Annotated in this window: 1 protein-coding gene; it reads right to left on the minus strand. The window is 54.5% G+C overall.

Translation table 11 applies throughout. The features are described 5' to 3' along the window. Positions 1-11 precede the first annotated feature (11 nt). Positions 12-18,230, minus strand: coding sequence for a non-ribosomal peptide synthase/polyketide synthase (locus ACTJJS_RS29350; RefSeq protein ID WP_440667171.1), 18,219 nt, complete (start codon positions 18,228-18,230; stop codon positions 12-14). Positions 18,231-18,254 lie beyond the last annotated feature (24 nt).

Raw genomic sequence — 18,254 nt, forward strand, 5'->3', positions numbered from 1 at the left:
GGGTTTGGGTTTTAGATATGATGTAATTGTGTCTTAATATGTATCGCTACAGTGGCCGCTCCAATTTCTTTGGTCATCGAGATGTGATCGCCAGGAGCTGTCAACGCTGCAGTGCGGGTAGCAAATGGCGCCCATCCCAGGCTGTCATCGTTATCTGCAACACTTCTCTCTTCTGCACGGATGACTGTGAGTGAAGTATCCGTCTGACCAGTAACGGTATATTCCATAAACAGGCTGTGGGTGGCCATATCGAACATGCGCATCACAAAGCCAAGGTGTTCTTTTTCTTCCGGTACATGTTCTTTCAGGTATTCGAGCACGAATGGGATGACGTCCTTCGGCTCCAGTCCTTCTATGGCCGGCTTCAGGGCTTTCACCCATTCAGGGTAAGGCTTCGAGGCTATCTTATATACTTCGAATGCTTCCAGCAACGAGGTATAAAGCGTATCGTTGTCCAGCACGCTGCGTTTAGGCGCTACATGTGTGTCCAGGACAAAAAGCGCTTCTACTTTATCACCCAGTTGTTCCAGCTGTCGCGTCATTTCGTAGGCCACCTGTCCACCGAGGGAGTGCCCGATCAGCCTGTAAGGGCCTGCCGGTTGGACAGACTTCATCCATTCGATGTTTTGGGCTGCGATGGCAGGTACATTGTCCAGTGGTTTTTCACCTTCAAAGATGCCCATCATCTGCAGGCCGTAGAGCGCGCCCACATCTTCCAGCGCAGCGCCCAATACCGTATAGCCTTCACAGATACCATTACCACCGGGCAGGAAAAAGAGCGGTGAAGCCTGCAGACCATTGTTCAATGGCAGTATATGCGGGTTGCCATTGAAACCGCTCACCTGCCCTGCGGCATTGACTTTGGCCATTGCACGCTGGTCCAGCACATTCGCCAGCTCTGCGATAGTCGGATAGTCGAAGACGTCACTGATGGAGATTTCTCCCGACAGCTGTTTACGAATAACAGCGATCAGGTGGATGGCCAGCAGCGAGTTACCGCCCGCCTCGAAATAGTTGTCGTGGATGCTTACCTTTTCCATCTCCAGCTGTTCAGCCCAGAAGGCCGCCAGCGCTTTCTCCGTTACTGTCGCAGGCGCTACGTACGCATTAGCGGATTGAATGATGGTATCCGGATCAGGCAGCGCTTTCTTATCTACCTTTCCGTTGGCGGTCATAGGCAGTTTCTCCAGCGGTATCAGGTAGGAAGGCACCATATAGTCCGGCAGACGTTCTCTCAGCCATGCCACCAGTTTGTCCCTTTCAAAATCGCCTTTAGGCACAATGTACCCCAGCAGGCGTTTGCTGCCGTTCTCTCCTGCTTTCGCGATGACCACCGTTTGAGCTACCTGCGGATATTGCAGCAGTACGCTTTCCACTTCTCCCAGCTCAATGCGGAAACCGCGCACCTTCACCTGGTCATCCTGCCTGCCGAGATATTCCACGGCGCCATCAGCGCGCCAGCGGGCCATATCGCCGGTTTTATAGAGGCGGTCGCCCGGCTTGCCGAATGGATGCGCGATGAAGCGTTCAGCTGTCAGCTCTGGCCGGTTAAGATAACCACGCGCCACCCCATCGCCGCCTACATACAGTTCTCCTGCCACGCCTACCGGCACCAGCTGCAACTCGGCGTCCAGAATATAGGCGGTACGGTTATTCAGCGGCATACCAATAGGCGTATTGACGGTAAGCCCTTTTTCGTCAATAGGATAACTCAGGGAGAATGTGGTATTCTCCGTAGGCCCGTAAATGTTACTGATCTTAATGTCCGGATATGCCGTCCTGAAACGCACTACATGTTTCTCCGACATTTTCTCGCCACCAGTGAGGATAGCGTGCAGATGAGCGAATACGCTGACGTCTGTATCTACCAGCTGGTTAAACCATCCGGTGGTGATAAACAGTACCGTCACCTGTTTTCCATACAGCTCCTGCTTCAGTACCTCTGTGTCCAGCAGGTTGTTTTCCGGGCTGAGCACCAGGCGGCCGCCGTTGAGCAGCGCGCCCCAGTATTCAAAGGTGGTGGCATCGAAGGACAAGGAGCCGGCAGACAGGATCGCGTCAGTAGGTTGCAGCGATACATAGTTGGGCTGCATCACGAGGCTGGTCACGTTACGATGCGTCACCAATACACCTTTCGGCTTGCCGGTAGAACCGGAAGTGTACATCACGTAAGCGAGACCGCCTGCTTCCAGCTTGTTTTGAACGACGCCTACCGGGTAGGATGGCAATATCTTGTATAATTCACCAATGCAGAGATGGCTCATTTCCGGCCTTTCTGCCACCAGCCGTGAAACATACGGGCTAACGGTAAGGGATATATGACTATTGCTCTCTTCCAGCATGAAGGAAATTCTTTCCGCCGGATAATCCGGGTCCAGCGGCACATAAGCGCCACCGGCCTTCAGGATGGCCAGAATGGCCACCATCATTTCAGGTGAGCGTGGAATACATACCGGCACCATCATCTCCTCTTTCACGCCTTGTTCCTGCAGGTAGAGCGCCAGCCTGTCGGACCATTCGTCCAGTTCACGGTAGGTGATTTTTTCTTCCCGGAACAATACTGCCACATCGTTGGGCCGTTGACGTGCCTGAGCAGCAAACAGCTGCACGATGGTCTGATCGGCCGGGTAAGCGATGGCCGTATTGTTAAAGTCTTCCAGCAGCATTTTTTCATCTGCGGCATCCAGCAGCGGCAGCGCCGCCACCGGTGTTTGCGGGGCATCTACAATAGCGCGAAGCAGCCGTTTGAACTGTGACATCATCCGCTCGATAGTGCTGGCTTCGAAAAGGTCCGCACAATACTCCACACTGGCACCGAGCCCTTCAGGACCTTCGCGGAAGAGTACCGTCAGGTCCAGTTTAGCCGTTTCATGCGCTGCTCCTTCTTCTGTCATCACCAGCTCACCGAGCTTCAGCTCCGGCACATCGGGCAGGTTTTGCAGCACCAGCGCCACCTGGAAAATGGGGTTGCGGCTAAGGTCCCTGTCTTTGGCCACCACTTCCACTATTTTTTCAAACGGCACCTCCTGGTGCGCATAGGCCTCGAGGGTGGTTTGTTTCACCTGTTGCAACAGGGCAGCGAATGACGGGTTGGCGCTCATATCGGACCGCAGCGACAAAGTATTGATGAAGAAGCCAATCAGTCCTTCCAGCTCCTGCCGGGTACGGCCTGCGATAGGACTGCCCACGCAGATGTCATCCTGGCCGCTGTAGCGGTACAATAATACCTGGAAGGCTGCCAGCAGCGTCATGAAGATGGTAGCACCTTCCTGTTTGGCCAGGGCATGTAACGCATCTGACAACTCACGGTCCAGCATAAACGTAGTCGTAGCGCCGCGGTTGCTTTGTACCGCACTACGGGGATAATCCAGCGGCAACTGCAATGCTGCCACGCCGGACAACTTCTGTTCCCAGTAACCCAGCTGTGTGGCCAGGTTCTCACCGGAAAGATGTTCCCGCTGCCAGATAGCATAATCGGCGTATTGAAGCTCCAGCGGCGTCAATTCAGGCTCGCGGCCGGCTGCATAGGCCTCATAGAAGGCAGCCAGCTCTTTTACCAGCACTCCGGTAGACCAGCCGTCGGAAGCGATGTGATGCAGGGTGGCCACCAGTATATGTTCATCCCTGCCCAGCACAATCAGTTGCACCCGGAGCATATGATCTGCTGACAGATCAAAGGGTTGGTTGATCAGTTCTTCCACAAAAGCATGCAGCGCTTTGGTTTCTTTTCTAAAGGAAGGTTCTTCGTATATCTCCATCCGCCAGCGGTTTTCCGGCATGATCTGTTGCCAGGACTGGCCGTCGCCGGACATGATCACGGTACGCAGCACTTCATGGCGATTGATGATAGCCTGTGCCGCGCGGGCCAGTGCATCGGTGTCCAGCCGTCCTTTCAACCGCAACACGGTAGGCAGGTGGTAATGCAGGCTGCCTTCTACCTGGTCAATGAACCAAAGCCGTTCCTGGCTGAAAGACAGCGGGATGTTGGCCGGTCTTTCTTTCCGCAGGAGGCCCGGTTCCAATGCCGCCCCTTTACGGGATTCCAGCAACGTGGCCAGGCCGCCGATGGTAGGATGGTCAAATACGTCACCGATGGTCACCTCCAGCTGCAATTGTTTTCTGATAGCGGATATCAGGCGGATAGCCAGCAACGAGTGACCGCCGAGAGCGAAGAAATCGTCGTGCAGCCCTACCCGTTCCACTTCCAGCAGTTTTTCCCAGATGGCTGCCAGGCCTTGTTGCACGGCCGTTACCGGGGCTGCAAATTCCGCCGTGTCTGTCTGTGCTTTCTCCGGATCAGGCAATGCCCGTTTATCGATTTTACCGTTGGCCAGCATGGGGAATACATCCAGCGGCATGATCGTGGCAGGCACCATATAGTCGGGCAGTTGCGCGCGCAGCTGGGTTAGCACTTCTTCCGCATTGAAACCATTGGCAGGGACCACATATCCGAGCAACCGTTTGTTGCCGGTGTTGTCTTCGCGGGCAATCACCACGGCTTGTGTCACGCCGGCGCATTGTTCCAGCACCCGCCCTATTTCGCCCGGCTCTACGCGGTAGCCGCGTATCTTCACCTGATCGTCTATACGTCCAACGAAAAGGATGTTGCCGTCAGGCAGGAGCTTCACGCGGTCGCCGGTGCGGTACAGCCAATCTGCCGGGTTTGTTGTAAACGGATTTGCTACAAAGCGGTCGGTCGTCAGCGCGTCATTATACAGGTAACCTGCTGCCACCCCTTCACCGCCGATGTAGAGCTCTCCCGGAACGCCCACCGGGCAAAGTTGCCTTTCCGGGTTAAGCACATAGGCACGGGTGTTGGAGAACGGTTTCCCTACCGGGACAAAGGCGCCATATTCCGTACGGGCGTTCACGATATGCAACAGTTTGCCGATCGTGGTCTCTGTTGGTCCATAGTGGTTCACCACCATGCATTCCGCACGGGCGTCACGGATAGCTTTCACCACGCTGCTTTCCAGCGCCTCGCCGCCAAAAATCAACAGCTTTTCCGGCAGCAGCAGCTGTTCCGGTTCAGACAACGCCTTCCAGTGTGAGGGCACTATCTTGATACAATCAATCTCATGTCTTTCAAAATAAGCAAGTACTTTCTGCGCATCGTTGATGGTGTCTTTGGAGAAAAGGTGCAACGTAGCGCCGATAGACAGCGCCGCAAAAAGCACCGTATTGCCAAGGTCGGTGGCTATGCTGGACAGCAGGCCGAAGGAATGACATTCATCTATCGGCAGGTGCGCCCTTAAACCTACAATGTAGTCCGCCAGATTGTGATGTGTCACTTTCACTCCTTTTGGCGTGCCGGTGCTGCCGGAAGTGTAGATCACATAAGCAATATCAGCAGGCGCAGGCAGTTCGAGCTGCGCCGTCGTCGTATAGCCGTTGATGATATGCTCCTGTTCGTCGAGGAAGATAACTTCCAGTCCGTCTGTCACCGGTATGATATCACGATGCTGACCAAGGCTGACCATTACAGTAGCCCTTGTGTCTTGCAGCATGTATTTGATCCTCTCAGCCGGAAAATCAGGTTCCACAGGTACATAGGCGCCACCGGCACGCAGGATGCCCATTACCGCCACCAGCATGTCCAGTGAGCGGTCCACGCATACCGGTACCAGCACATTGGGCCCTACCCCTTTGCTGCGCAGGTAATGTGCCAGCGAAGCGGAACGTTGCCCCAGTGCTTTCCAGGTCAACAATTGCCCTTCAAAGGCGAGCGCGGTGCTGTCTGCATGGTGGCGGGCAGCGGCTTCAAACCAGTGCAGGAACGTCTGCTGCCGTGGATAGTTAACAGTCTGGCTCAATGCGGCCAGTTGTTGCTGCTGCTCTTCACCGGTCAACAACGCAAGTTGATCGATCTTCTGCTGCGGTGAGGCCACCACGGCTCCCAACAGGGTTTCAAACTGCGCGAGCATCCGCCGGATGGTATCCTCTTTGAAAAGGTCCATCGCATATTCTACGGCTGCATGCAAACCACCTTCACTGTCTTCCGTCATGGAGAGGATGATGTTAAAGCGTGCAGTCGTATGCGTAACATCTTCCGGCGCCAGTGTCAGGTTGTGCAGATGGAAGTCTGGTGCAGCCGGTGTGTTGTCCATCACGAACATCACCTGGAACAACGGCCTTCTGTTGGGGTCGCGGTCTTTTACCACGGCTTCCACTATTTTCTCGAACGGCACTTCCTGATGGTCGAAGGCATCGAGGGTGGTTTGTTTTACCTGTTGCAACAGTTCGGTGAAGGCCGGGTTGTTGCCCAGATCGCTGCGCAGTGCCAACGTATTGATGAAGAACCCGATGAGGTTTTGTGTTTCCTGTTGTGTTCTGCCGGCGGCGGAAGTACCTACACTGATATCGTCTTGCCCGCTGTACCGGTGCAGCAGCACCTTAAAGGCGGCGAGCAATACCATGTAGAGCGTCGCGTCCTGTTGCAATGCCAGTTGCTGCAACTGCCGGCCGAGCGATTGGGGCAGGCTGACGCCCATCCTTGCACCTTTCATGCTGATGGTAGAAGACGGGGTAAAATCTGTAGGCAGTTCCAGCGGCGCCACATCAGCCATTTTATTTTTCCACCAGGTCAGCTTGCGGTCCAGCACTTCTGCTGAAAGCTGTGCCCGTTGCCAGATGGCAAAGTCCGCATACTGCAGCGGCAGTTCCGGCAGTTGTGTTTTTTTGCCGCCGGCAAAGGCGTTGTACAGCGCCATCACCTCATTGGTGGCGATACCCATAGACCAGCCATCGGCCGCGATATGGTGAATGACCAGTACCAGCAAATGTTTCTGATAGCCTAATCGCAGCAGATGCGCCCGCAGCAGGTGGTCGCGCGACAGGTCAAACGGTGTACGCACCAGCGCGCCGAGATAAGCTTCCCGCATAGCCTCATTCGTATATTGCTCTACGTTGTCTATCACCTGTAGCTTCCAGGTATCAGCAGGTTGTATTTCCTGGTATACCACGCCGTCTTCTTCCTTCATAACAGACCGGAGTACTTCGTGGCGGTTGATAAGCGTCTGCAAACTGCGCTCCAGCGCGGATATGTTCAGATCGCCCTGCAGCTGCAGCAGTTGCGGGATATGATACTGAACACTGCCTTCCAGCTGATGGATGAACCACAAACGCTCCTGGCTGAAGGACAGCGGAATCCGCGGACCTCTGGCCTGCGCTGTCAGGGCCTGTGTTGCAGGCTGTATACCTGTTGCGGTAGCCAGCCAGTTGCCCAACTGGGCCACCGTAGGATGCGCAAACACTGTCCGGATAGGCACTTCCACCTGCAAACGGCTTCTTACCAGCGCGATGAGGCGTACCACCTGCAGGGAGTTGCCCCCGCATTCAAAGAAATTATCGTGTATCCCTGTCCGTTGTCTGCCGAGCACTTCCTGCCAGATACCGGCCAGTATTTCTTCAGTCGCATTGCGGGGCGCCACGTATTCGTTAGCCGCGATACTGTTCATATCCGGTACCGGTAAGGCGTTTTTATCAATCTTACCGTTAGCCGTCAATGGCAGCTTTTCCAGCGTTACCCATAAGGCGGGCACCATATAGTCGGGCAACCTTTTCTTCAGGAACGCAACCGTATCTGCTTTCCGGTAATCAACAGCCGGCACCACATAAGCTACCAGCTGGCGATTGCCTTCATGGTCTTTGCGTGCTGCCACAACAGCCTGCTGTACCTGTCCGCTGGCAGCCAGCGCACTTTCTATTTCGCCCAGTTCAATACGGTAGCCCCGTACTTTCACCTGTTCATCGAGGCGGCCCAGGTATTCGATGGTGCCGTCCGGCAGCCACCGGCCCAGGTCTCCTGTTTTATACATGCGTGAACCGGCATGGAACGGATCGGGCACAAATTTTTCCTGTGTAAGGTCCGGGCGGCCCAGGTACCCCAATGCCAGGCTGTCGCCGGCGAGACATATTTCGCCGGCAATACCAGCCGGGCACAGCTTTTCACGACGGTTAAGGATGTACACCCTGGTATTGCTGACCGGGCGGCCAATCACCGGCGCGCGGTCTTTGTCAGCCGCCGTCAGTTCATACCAGGTGGCCACTACGCTGTTTTCCGTAGGGCCGTAGTTGTTAATGATTTTATAGGACAGACCATTGATATCTGTTGCCGGCAGCTGATCGCCGCCGGTAAGCAGGTATTGCAGCGGCAGGATTTTGTCTGCTGCCGCACGGATAAACTCCTGTACCTGCGCGGTGGAGATAAAGGCATGTGTGAAGCCCTGCTGCCGGTGCAATGCTATCAGCGAAGGCATGAGCACGCGCGTGTCATTGTCGGGCAGGTACACATAGGCGCCTGCCGCCAGGTAAGGCCATACTTCCCATCCGAAGGCATCGAAGCCTACGCCGGAAACAGCCGTGGCCCTGCTGTGCGCGTTTACATGGAAGGCTTGCTGATGCCAGTGTATCAGGTTGCTTAAACCACGATGCGGCACCATCACACCTTTCGGCTGACCGGTAGATCCGGAGGTATAGATCAGGTAAGCTATATGCCCGGCTGTTATTTCCGGCAGCCTGGCGGCAGATTTATAACGGGTGATTTCATCCCGGTCCACGTCCAGCCGGATGACGGCCAGCTGATCGATCTCCGGTAAACTATCATAACATGCGGTATCCGTGATGATAACGGTAGCGCCGCTGTCCTGAAGCATATAACGGATACGGTCCAACGGATACGCCGGGTCTACCGGCACGTAAGCTGCACCCGCCTTCATAATGGCCAGCATCGCCATAACGATGTCCGGCGAGCGTTCCAGGCATACCGGTACACGGTCGCCTGCTTTTACGCCCTGGCCCAGCAGGTAATGCGCCAGCTGCAAGGCCCTTTCATCCAGTGTTTTATACGTCACAGCAGCGCCGGCAGCCGCCAGTGCGGTTGAATTTGGCCGCATAGCCACCTGCGCGGCGAACAAAGACAGGATGGTATCTTCAGCCGGATAAGCTACCGTGGTTTGATTAAACGCATGCAGCAGCTGTTGCGTTTCCGCTGCTGTTACCAATGCCAGTTCATCTATCGTGGTAGCCGGCGCCTGTACGATAGCGCGCAGCAGTTGTTCGAAATGGGCTACCATCCGCGCTATCGTGGATTCGCGGAACAGGTCCAGGCAAAATTCGACACTGCCCATCAGCCCTTCGGCGCCTTCTATCAGCGACCAGCTCAGGTCAAAACGGGAAGTGGTATGCGCGCTTTCCTGTTGTGCCAATGCTATATTGCCCAGCTTCAGCTCCCTTTCTTCAGGCGCGTTCTGTAAAACGAACATCACCTGGAACAGCGGCGTACGGCTGATATCCCGCTCTCTCACTACGGCGTCCACCACCTGTTCAAATGGCACGTCCTGTTGCTCGTAAGCGCCCAGCGTGGTCTGCTTCACCTGTTGCAGTACGGTGGTAAACGCAGGACCATTGCCCAGGTCGCTGCGCAGCGCCAGCGTGTTGATGAAGAAACCGATCAGTCCTTCTGTCTCCTGCCGCGTTCTGCCGGCCACCGGTACACCTACACAGATATCTTCCTGACCGCTGTAGCGGTACAACAATACTTTAAATGCGGCCAGCAGCGTCATAAACAAAGTAGTGCCCTGTTGTTGCGACAATGCATGCAAAGCGTCCGACAACTCACGGTCAAACCTAAACGAATACATGCTGCCACGGGTGCTTTGCACAGCCGGCCTTGGGAAATCTGTCGGAAGCTGCAACGTGGCGGTGCCGGACAGTTTGTTTTTCCAGTAGGCCACTTTGTCCTGCAACACGCTGCCAGAAAGGTATTCCCGCTGCCACAGCGCGAAGTCGGCATATTGAATGCCTAATTCCGGCAATGAAGGCGCACGGCCTGTTGTCAGTGCGTCGTACAGTTCCACCAGCTCATTGACGATAATGCCGGTAGACCATGCATCGGAAGCGATGTGATGTTGGGTCACCACAAGGACATACTCGTCCTGTTGCCGGGCGATCAGGTGCGCGCGCAGCATATAGTCATTAGCGAGATCAAAAGGTGCGTTCACCAAACGGGTGATATAGTCCTGCAAGGCTTCCTCCGCCATAAAGGCGGTACCGGCGATGATCTGCAACTGCCAGTCGTTTGCCTGCAATACCCTTTGCCAGGTTTCTGCGCCGTCATGTTCAATGACGGTGCGGAGCACTTCATGGCGTTCAACGATCGTTTTCAGTGCTGTGGCCAGCGCCGCCGTGTCCAGCGGTCCTTTGAGCCGCAGTACCGCCGGCACATGATAATGCACGCTGCCTTCCATGCGGTCAATAAACCAAAGCCTTTCCTGGCTGAAAGACAGCGGAATACGGGCTGGTCTTTCTTTCCGCGCGATGACCGGCGCGGACGGCTGTGTGGTCCGTTGGGCCAGTTGCTTTGCCAATGCGGCCACCGTAGGATAATCGAATACGTCGCCGATGGTCACTTCGGCCTCCATTTGCTTACGAATAGCGGAGATGAGGCGGATAGCCAGGAGCGAGTGCCCTCCGAGTGCAAAGAAATCATCATGCAGCCCCACTTCGTCCACCTCCAGCAACACCGACCAGATGGCCGCCAGCTTCTTCTCTGTGGCTGTTTCGGGCGCTACATATCCATGCTGCGCTTCGACGGCCTCCTCGGGATCTGGCAGCGCTTTGCGGTCTACCTTGCCGTTGGCCATCAGGGGGAAACTATCTACTATCGACCATAACGCGGGGTGCATATGATCGGGCAATTCATTTTTCACATAAGCCAGTAAGGCTTCCTTGTCGACTCCGCCACCACGCAATATATAGGCCACGAGACGTTTATCACCATTACGGTCTGGCTTTGCCAGAACCACCGCCTGTTCAGTGAGACCGCTCCTGACGAGCGCGTTTTCTATCTCCCCTAATTCCACGCGGTATCCACGGATCTTCACCTGGTCGTCTGCGCGGCCCAGGAAGAGGATATTACCGTCCGGCAGGTATTTCACCAGGTCTCCGGTGCGGTACAGCAGGGAAGCAACGCCTGGCAGGAAACGGTCTGCCACAAACTTCTCGCGGGTCAGCGTTTCCTGGTGCAGGTAACCGGCAGCCACACCGTCGCCACCGATATACAGCTCACCCGGAACACCCACAGGACTTAACTTTCCGGCAGGTGACACTACATATATGCGGGTATTGGAAAACGGTTTACCGATCGGCACCTGTTGTTCGTATATGCTTTCGGGTTGAACGATATGTACCAGTTTCCCAATAGTCGTTTCTGTTGGACCGTAGTGGTTTACCACGGTGCAGTTACTGCCTGATGACCGGATAGCTTCTATAACGCCGGCATCCAGCGCTTCTCCTCCAAAAACGAGTAATTTCCGGGGTAACAAGAGGTTGCCTGGCAACGACAGCGCTTTCCAGTGCGAAGGCACTATTTTGATGCAGTCCACCGGATGCGCGGCAAAGTAAGCAGCGATATGTTCGGCATCGTTCACGGCATCTTTGGTAAAGACATGCAATGCTCCACCGGTCGCCAGGGCGCCAAATACAACAGTATTGCCCAGGTCGGTGGCGATGCTGGACATAAGGCCGAAAGAACGACTATCTTCCAGTGGCAGCGCATGTTTCAGCCCATATACATAGTCCATGAGGTTTTGATGGGTAACGATCACGCCTTTAGGATTGCCCGTACTGCCGGAAGTGTAAATAACATATACCGGTTGTCCGTGTATCCATTCCCGTGCAATTCGTGTTGTTGGCCGGGCATCCAGTACGGCTGCATCGCCATCGAGCGTAATCACCTGCAGGCCGGCCTGTGGTAATTTTCCGGCGCAGGCGTTGTTGGTAACGATCACCCTGGCGTCCGTGTCTGACAGCATAAAGGCCACACGTTCTGCCGGAAAATCCGGATCAATGGGCACATAAGCGCCGCCGGCTTTCAGGATGCCCAGCAGTGCGACCAGTATATCAGCAGAACGTTCCAGGTACAAGGGCACCAGCGAGCCGTTGGTCACACCTTTGGCACGGAGAAGGTGCGCCAGCTGGGTTGCCCGTTTATCCAGCTCGCTGTAGGTCAGCACCCGTTCTTCACAGCGCACGGCAGTTTGTTCCGGCACCCGGTCGGCCTGCGCTTCAAATATATCGATAAGGGTAGTATGCGCCGGATAAGCCACCGTAGCGGTATTCAGCAGTTGTTGTTTTTCTGTGGGCGTCAGCAGTTCAATATCCTGGATGGTCTCTGCCAAACCGGTGGTTACCTGTTGTAATACCTGTTTAAAATGCCCGGTAATGGCTTCGAGATAATGATCATCCAGCAGCGCGGTGTTATAGGCAAACACCAGGCTGGTTTCCGTAGAGATACTGATGATGATCGTCAGCGGATAATTGGTATGCGGATGTGTTTCTACATGCTTCACCTTCAGCTGCCATTCCTTCGCATTGACCACCTCATTCACGGGGTAGTTCTGGAAAGTAATGGAACTATCAAACAGGTCTCCGCTAACGCCGGCCCACTGTTGTACTTCCTGTAGATTATTATATTGATGTTCCCTGCTATGCAGCTGACCTGCCTGTATCTGTTTTAACCAGTCGATGATGTTGCAGCCTTCATCTACCGCGGTATGCAACGGCAGTGTATTGATGTACAGCCCCACTCCTCTTTCTGTGCCTGCCAGCGTGTCCGGACGACCGGAAACAGTGATACCGTAAGCCACGTTACGATGACCGGTATAGGCATGTAACAGGTACGCCCACACACCCTGCATCAGCGTATTTACTGTAATATGATGACGCTGCGCAAAACGCGACAGCTGTTGCGTAAAGGCGGCGTCAAGTACCAGTTTGCGGTTATTGTATGCACCTACGCCTTTGGTACGAGCAGTGGTATTGCCGATAAAAGGCAATAAGGTAGCGTCATTCAGCTCATGTAAATATCCCTTCCAGTAACGTTCTGCTTCCTCTTTGTCGAGGCGGTCCAGGTATTGGATATATTCACCATAACGGTCTTCTTTCAGCGAAGGCAGCGCGCTGCCGGTCAGCAAGGCATCATACCCGGCCAACAGGCCTTCTACCAGGATAGGCAATGACCAGCCGTCCAGCAGAATGTGATGGGAGGTCCATAACATCCGGAAATTATTATCGTGTAGCCGTACCAGTGTTAAACGCATCAACGGTGCTTCTGCAAAATCAAATCCCTTCCGAAGATCGGTTACCAACAACTCCTGGTACAACCGGCTTTGTTCATCCTGATCAAAAGCAGTATAGTCCAATATTTCCACAGGCAGCTTCACTTTTTTATAGACACATTGCACGGGAATACTGAACCGGTCATAATAAAAAGCGGTACGCAGGATAGTGTGTTTTTCCAGCAGCAGGTCCCAGCTCTTCACAAATGCGTCCACCTGCAGGTCGTCGATATCCACGGTCATTTGTTCGGTGTACGTACCACCTTCTGCGGCATAGAGGCTGTGGAACAACATCCCCTCCTGCAATCCGCTCAGGCGGTACAGGCCGTCCACCTGTTCACGGCGTGGCACGCCGTTGTGCACCGCGTCGAGGAAACTGTCCAGCTCACTGTTAGACACCCAGGCGCCCAGGCCGTAGTCGGAAGGTGTGAAAACAGGTGTTTGTATCGTCACACAATGCGTCACCAGCTGTTCCAGTTGCGACAGGTATTCGTTCGCCAGTTGCGCAATGGTGGCCGCTTCAAAATGTTTTATGCTATAGTTCCAGTCCAGCTGCAACTGTCCTTCCCTGACGAGGCCTGTCACGGTCAACAGCTCCTGCAGCGGGAAAGACGCGGCGGTATCTGCGCCGGATGATTCCGATGCTCCGCTAAACAGGCCCGCTTCATCTTTCAGGTTATCAGACTGCCCGAGGTAGTTGAAGACCACGTTCCATGGGTTAGCGCCCTGTAATGCGGGTATTTTGTTGAGATATTTCAAGACGCCGTATCCAAGGCCTTTGTCGGGAATGCTCCGCAGCTGTTCTTTGACAGCCTTCAGGGCTTCACCCGGGTGTCCGCTGTTGCCGGTTTCCAGTAACACGGGGAACAAGTTGGTAAACCATCCCACGGTGCGACTGGTATCTATGTTTTTATTGATATCTTCTCTGCCATGTCCTTCCAGTCCTACAATAACAGCCGGTTTGTTGTTCCATGCCGATAAAGTAAGGGCGAGGGCTGTCAGCAGGACATCATTGATCTCCGTATGATAAGCTTTGGACGTGTCTTTCAACAGCTGGCGGGTCACATCGGCGCTCAGTTGCGCAGTGTGGCTTGCTACATCCGACACCGTTGCCTGGCCAACATTCGTGTGATCTGTTTTTAGTATTAGTGATTGCTGCGTAACTTTTTCCCAATAGGCCACCTGGGACAGTCCCCGTTGGGATGTGCCATAATCGGACAGCGCCTGTTGCCATTGGCGGTAGGAAGAGCTCTTTCGCTCGGGCTGTTGCCCTTGCAGCAATTGTTGCAGGTCCTCCAGCAGGATACGCCAGGACACGGCATCTACGGCCAGGTGATGCACCACAATAAACAGCCGGTTGGCCACTTCCGTCTCCGGTGTCAGCAATAATACCGCTCGTATAATCGTTCCCGTTGTAATGTCCAGGCTGGCCTGATAACGATCTGCTGTGGCAGTAATAGCTACCGGCAGTTGATCCGGCGCTACGCTGCGCAGATCAGCCACTTCCACGCTTCCTTCAGAGGTGCCGTATTCCTGGTGCCATACGCCTTTGTTGTGATGGTACACAAACCGCAATGCGTCGTGATGGCTGACCAGCTGCTGAATAACCGGTGTCAGCATCTCCTCAGACACTTTTTTATCTATGCCCAGTAAGACGCTTTGGTTAAAATGATTCGCTGCGGCCGTGTCGATATCCAGGAACCATTGCTGGATAGGCAACAATCCGCTGGTGCCGGCAAGGATTCCCTGTTCACCCTCCACTACATGACCGGCATGGGCTTGTATATGGGCAGCCAGCGCGGCAATGTGCTGGTGCACAAACATATCCCTCGGCTGGAGTTCATATCCGGCCCGTCTTATCCGGCCCACTGCCTGAATGGTGATGATGGAATCTCCACCCAGCTCAAAGAAGTTATCGTATATCCCTACCTGTTGCACTCCCAGCAGTTCCTGCCAGACAGTGGCCAGCGCCTCTTCTATCGTATTACGGGGCGCTACATAGCTGGCGGTAGCAGCGCTTTCAAGCAATGGCTCCGGCAATGCTCTTTTATCAATCTTACCATTGGCTGTTAACGGTAGCTCTTCCAGGACGGTGATCGCCGCCGGCACCATATATTCAGGCAAACGGCTTTTCACTTCTGCAAGGGCGGCATCTTTATCGAAAGTATCATCTGCCGCAACATAGGCGACGAGGCGTTTATGTCCTGCGGTATCTGCTTTAGCCAATACCAGCACCTGTTTAGCGCCTTTGCAGGAAGCCAGCACATTTTCAATTTCTCCAGGCTCTATACGGTAGCCACGCACTTTCACCTGTTCGTCTATACGTCCCAGGTAGTCGATGGTACTGTCTGCACGCCAGCGGCCTAAGTCACCGGTATGGTAAATCCGTTCGCCTGTGGCATTGACCGTAAATTTTTCCGCTGTCAGTACCGGCAGGTTGAGATATCCTTTGGCCAGGCTTTCCCCGGCGATGCAGATCTCACCGGCTACGCCCACCGGGCAGATAGCGCCTGCCGGGCTTAGTACGTATAGGCGTGTATTGCTGATGGGACGGCCGATAGGCGGCGTCACCAATGCGTTAACGGGCTGTAGCTCATAACTGGTGGTCACCACACTGTTTTCCGTAGGGCCATAGTTGTTGACCAGTTTGTAGGGCAGCTGTGCCACATTGGTGGCAGGCAGCTTGTCACCGCCGGTCAGCAGGTATTGCAAGTCCTGTATTTTTCCGGCACCGGCCTGTATAAAGGCAGGCACCAGAGCGGTAGAGATAAACGCATGGGTAATCTGCTCCTTCACATGCAGCTCCACCAGGGCAGGTATAAAGATGCGGGTATCGTCGTCCACAAGGAAGACGGAAGCGCCCGCGGCGAGGTAAGGCCACAGCTCCCATCCGAAAGCGTCGAAACCGATGCCGGAAACAGCCGTGGCGCGGCTATCGGCGGTCACGCTGAAAGCTTCATTATGCCAATGCACCAGGTTGGCCAGCCCGCGGTGTTCTATCATCACACCTTTGGGCTTACCGGTAGAGCCGGAAGTATAAATTATGTATACAAGCTCCTGTGCTGCAGGTGTTACCGCCAAAGCGGTGGCAGGGCAACGGTGAATTGCCGCCTGTTCTGCTGTCAGCACCACCGGTTTTATCTTATCGCTGATGCCGGCGGCGATCACCTCGTTACAAATGACAATAGCAGCGCCGGTGTCTTCCAGCATGAAGCGGATACGTGCCGACGGGTACGACGGATCTACCGGCACATAAGCTGCACCGGTTTTGATAATGGCCAGCATGGCCACTACGAGGTCATTGGAGCGGTCCAGGCATACAGGCACCAGGCTGCCGGCGGTAACGCCCTGCTGTTGCAGGTAGTGGGCCAGCCGGTTGGAACGTTCGTCCAGTTGGTGATAGGACAGCCCTCCTGCCGCGCTGCGCACCGCTATCGCGTCCGGCCTTGCCGCCACCTGTTCATGGAACAGGTCCAGCACTGTTTTCTCCAGCGGAAAGTCCGCGTGTGTATTATTAAATACTTCAAGCAGTTGTTGTTCTCCCGCTTTATTCAACAGCGACAGGTCATCGATCGTGGCGTCGGGCGCGGCAACGATGGACGCCAGCAGCTCTTTGAAATGTCCAATCAGTGCTTCCACAGTAGCGGCGCTGAACAAATCTGCGCAATATTCCACGCCGCCTTTAAGGCCATCGTTCGTCTCTTCCATGATCAGGGTAAGATCGAACTTGGCATTTTCTGTGATGATTTTTTCTTCAGACAATCGCAGTTTACCGGGTACATCTGCCTTCGACGCCGGTGCGTTCTGCAACGCAAACACCACCTGAAACAGCGGGCTGCGACCGGCATCACGGCCTTTCACCACTGTTTCAATCACTTTTTCCAGCGGCACTTCCTGGTGATCGTAGGCACTCAACGTAGTCTGTTTGATTTGCTGCAACAGTGCGCGGAATGCAGGATGATCGCTCAGGTCACTGCGCAGCGCCAGCGTATTCACAAAAAGCCCGATCAACGTTTCCATCTCGGCCCTCGTTCTACCCGAGACGGGGCTTCCCACTGTGATGTCATCCTGACCGCTATACCGGTATAGTAACACCTTGAAAGCCGCCAACAATGTCATAAAGAGGGTTACATCTTCCTGGCGGGACAGCTGTTTCAGCTTTTCAGCCAGTGTATGATCAATCGTAAAGTCAATGGTGGCGCCGCGGGTGCTTTGTACGGCGGGCCGTGGATAGTCCAGCGGCAGTTCCAGCGGGGCTACGCCGGACAATTGTTTCTTCCAGTATTCCAGTTGCTGCTGCTGCCCGCCGCTGCCCAGTTGTTGCCGTTGCCATAACGCATAATCGGCATATTGAATTTCCAGTGGAGCCAGAGCCGGCGTGTAGCCGTTGGCATAAGCATCGTACAATGCCTGTAGTTCACCCACGAGGATACCGGTGGACCAACCATCAGAAACGATATGGTGCAGGGTCAGCGCCAGTATATGTGTATCTTCACTCAGGATGATCAGTTGCGCGCGCAACAGGTGATCATTTGCCAGATCAAACGGAATGGCGATATATTTTTTCAGGAGGTCCTGCAAAGCGGCATTGTCATGGAGACAGTGGGCGCCCTCTGTGACAGTAAGCTGCCACTGGTTTTTCTCCATCACATATTGAGACGGACGGCCGGTGTCTTCGTTGGTACGGATGACCGTACGCAGTATTTCATGGCGGTTGACGATCTCCCGCAGGGCTTTTTCCAGTGCGGCACGGTCCAAAGTGCCTTCCATGCGAAGGGCAGCCGACAGGTGGTATTGTACGCTTCCTTCCAGCTGATCGATGATCCACAGCCTTTCCTGGCTGAATGACAGTGGAATGGCCGTATCCGCAGAGCGGCCCGAAGCCGCCGCAATAGCCGTTCCCGTTACCGCCGCCGTACGTTGATGGTATTGCCGGAAATACGTGATAAGATGTTGTTTGTTGTCCTTCAGCACTTTTAGTAAGGAACTGTCGATCTTTTGTTCCTTGCTGACTTTTACCACCAGATCGTTTTCGTCATAGGATATTTTTATTCCCGAATCCTGGGCCTTTCCCAGCAGGTCAACGATGTCAATTAAATTAAAATCTGACATAAACGGTTGTTTGAGTAATGAAAA

It is taken from the genome of Chitinophaga sp. 22308, assembly GCF_052045305.1.
Taxonomy (GTDB): Bacteria; Bacteroidota; Bacteroidia; order Chitinophagales; family Chitinophagaceae; genus Chitinophaga; species Chitinophaga varians_A.

What these genes read in the sequence shown, in the direction of transcription:
- ACTJJS_RS29350 (WP_440667171.1), bottom strand. Translation starts at nt 18,230, where the DNA reads ATGTCAGATTTTAATTTAATTGACATCGTTGACCTGCTGGGAAAGGCC.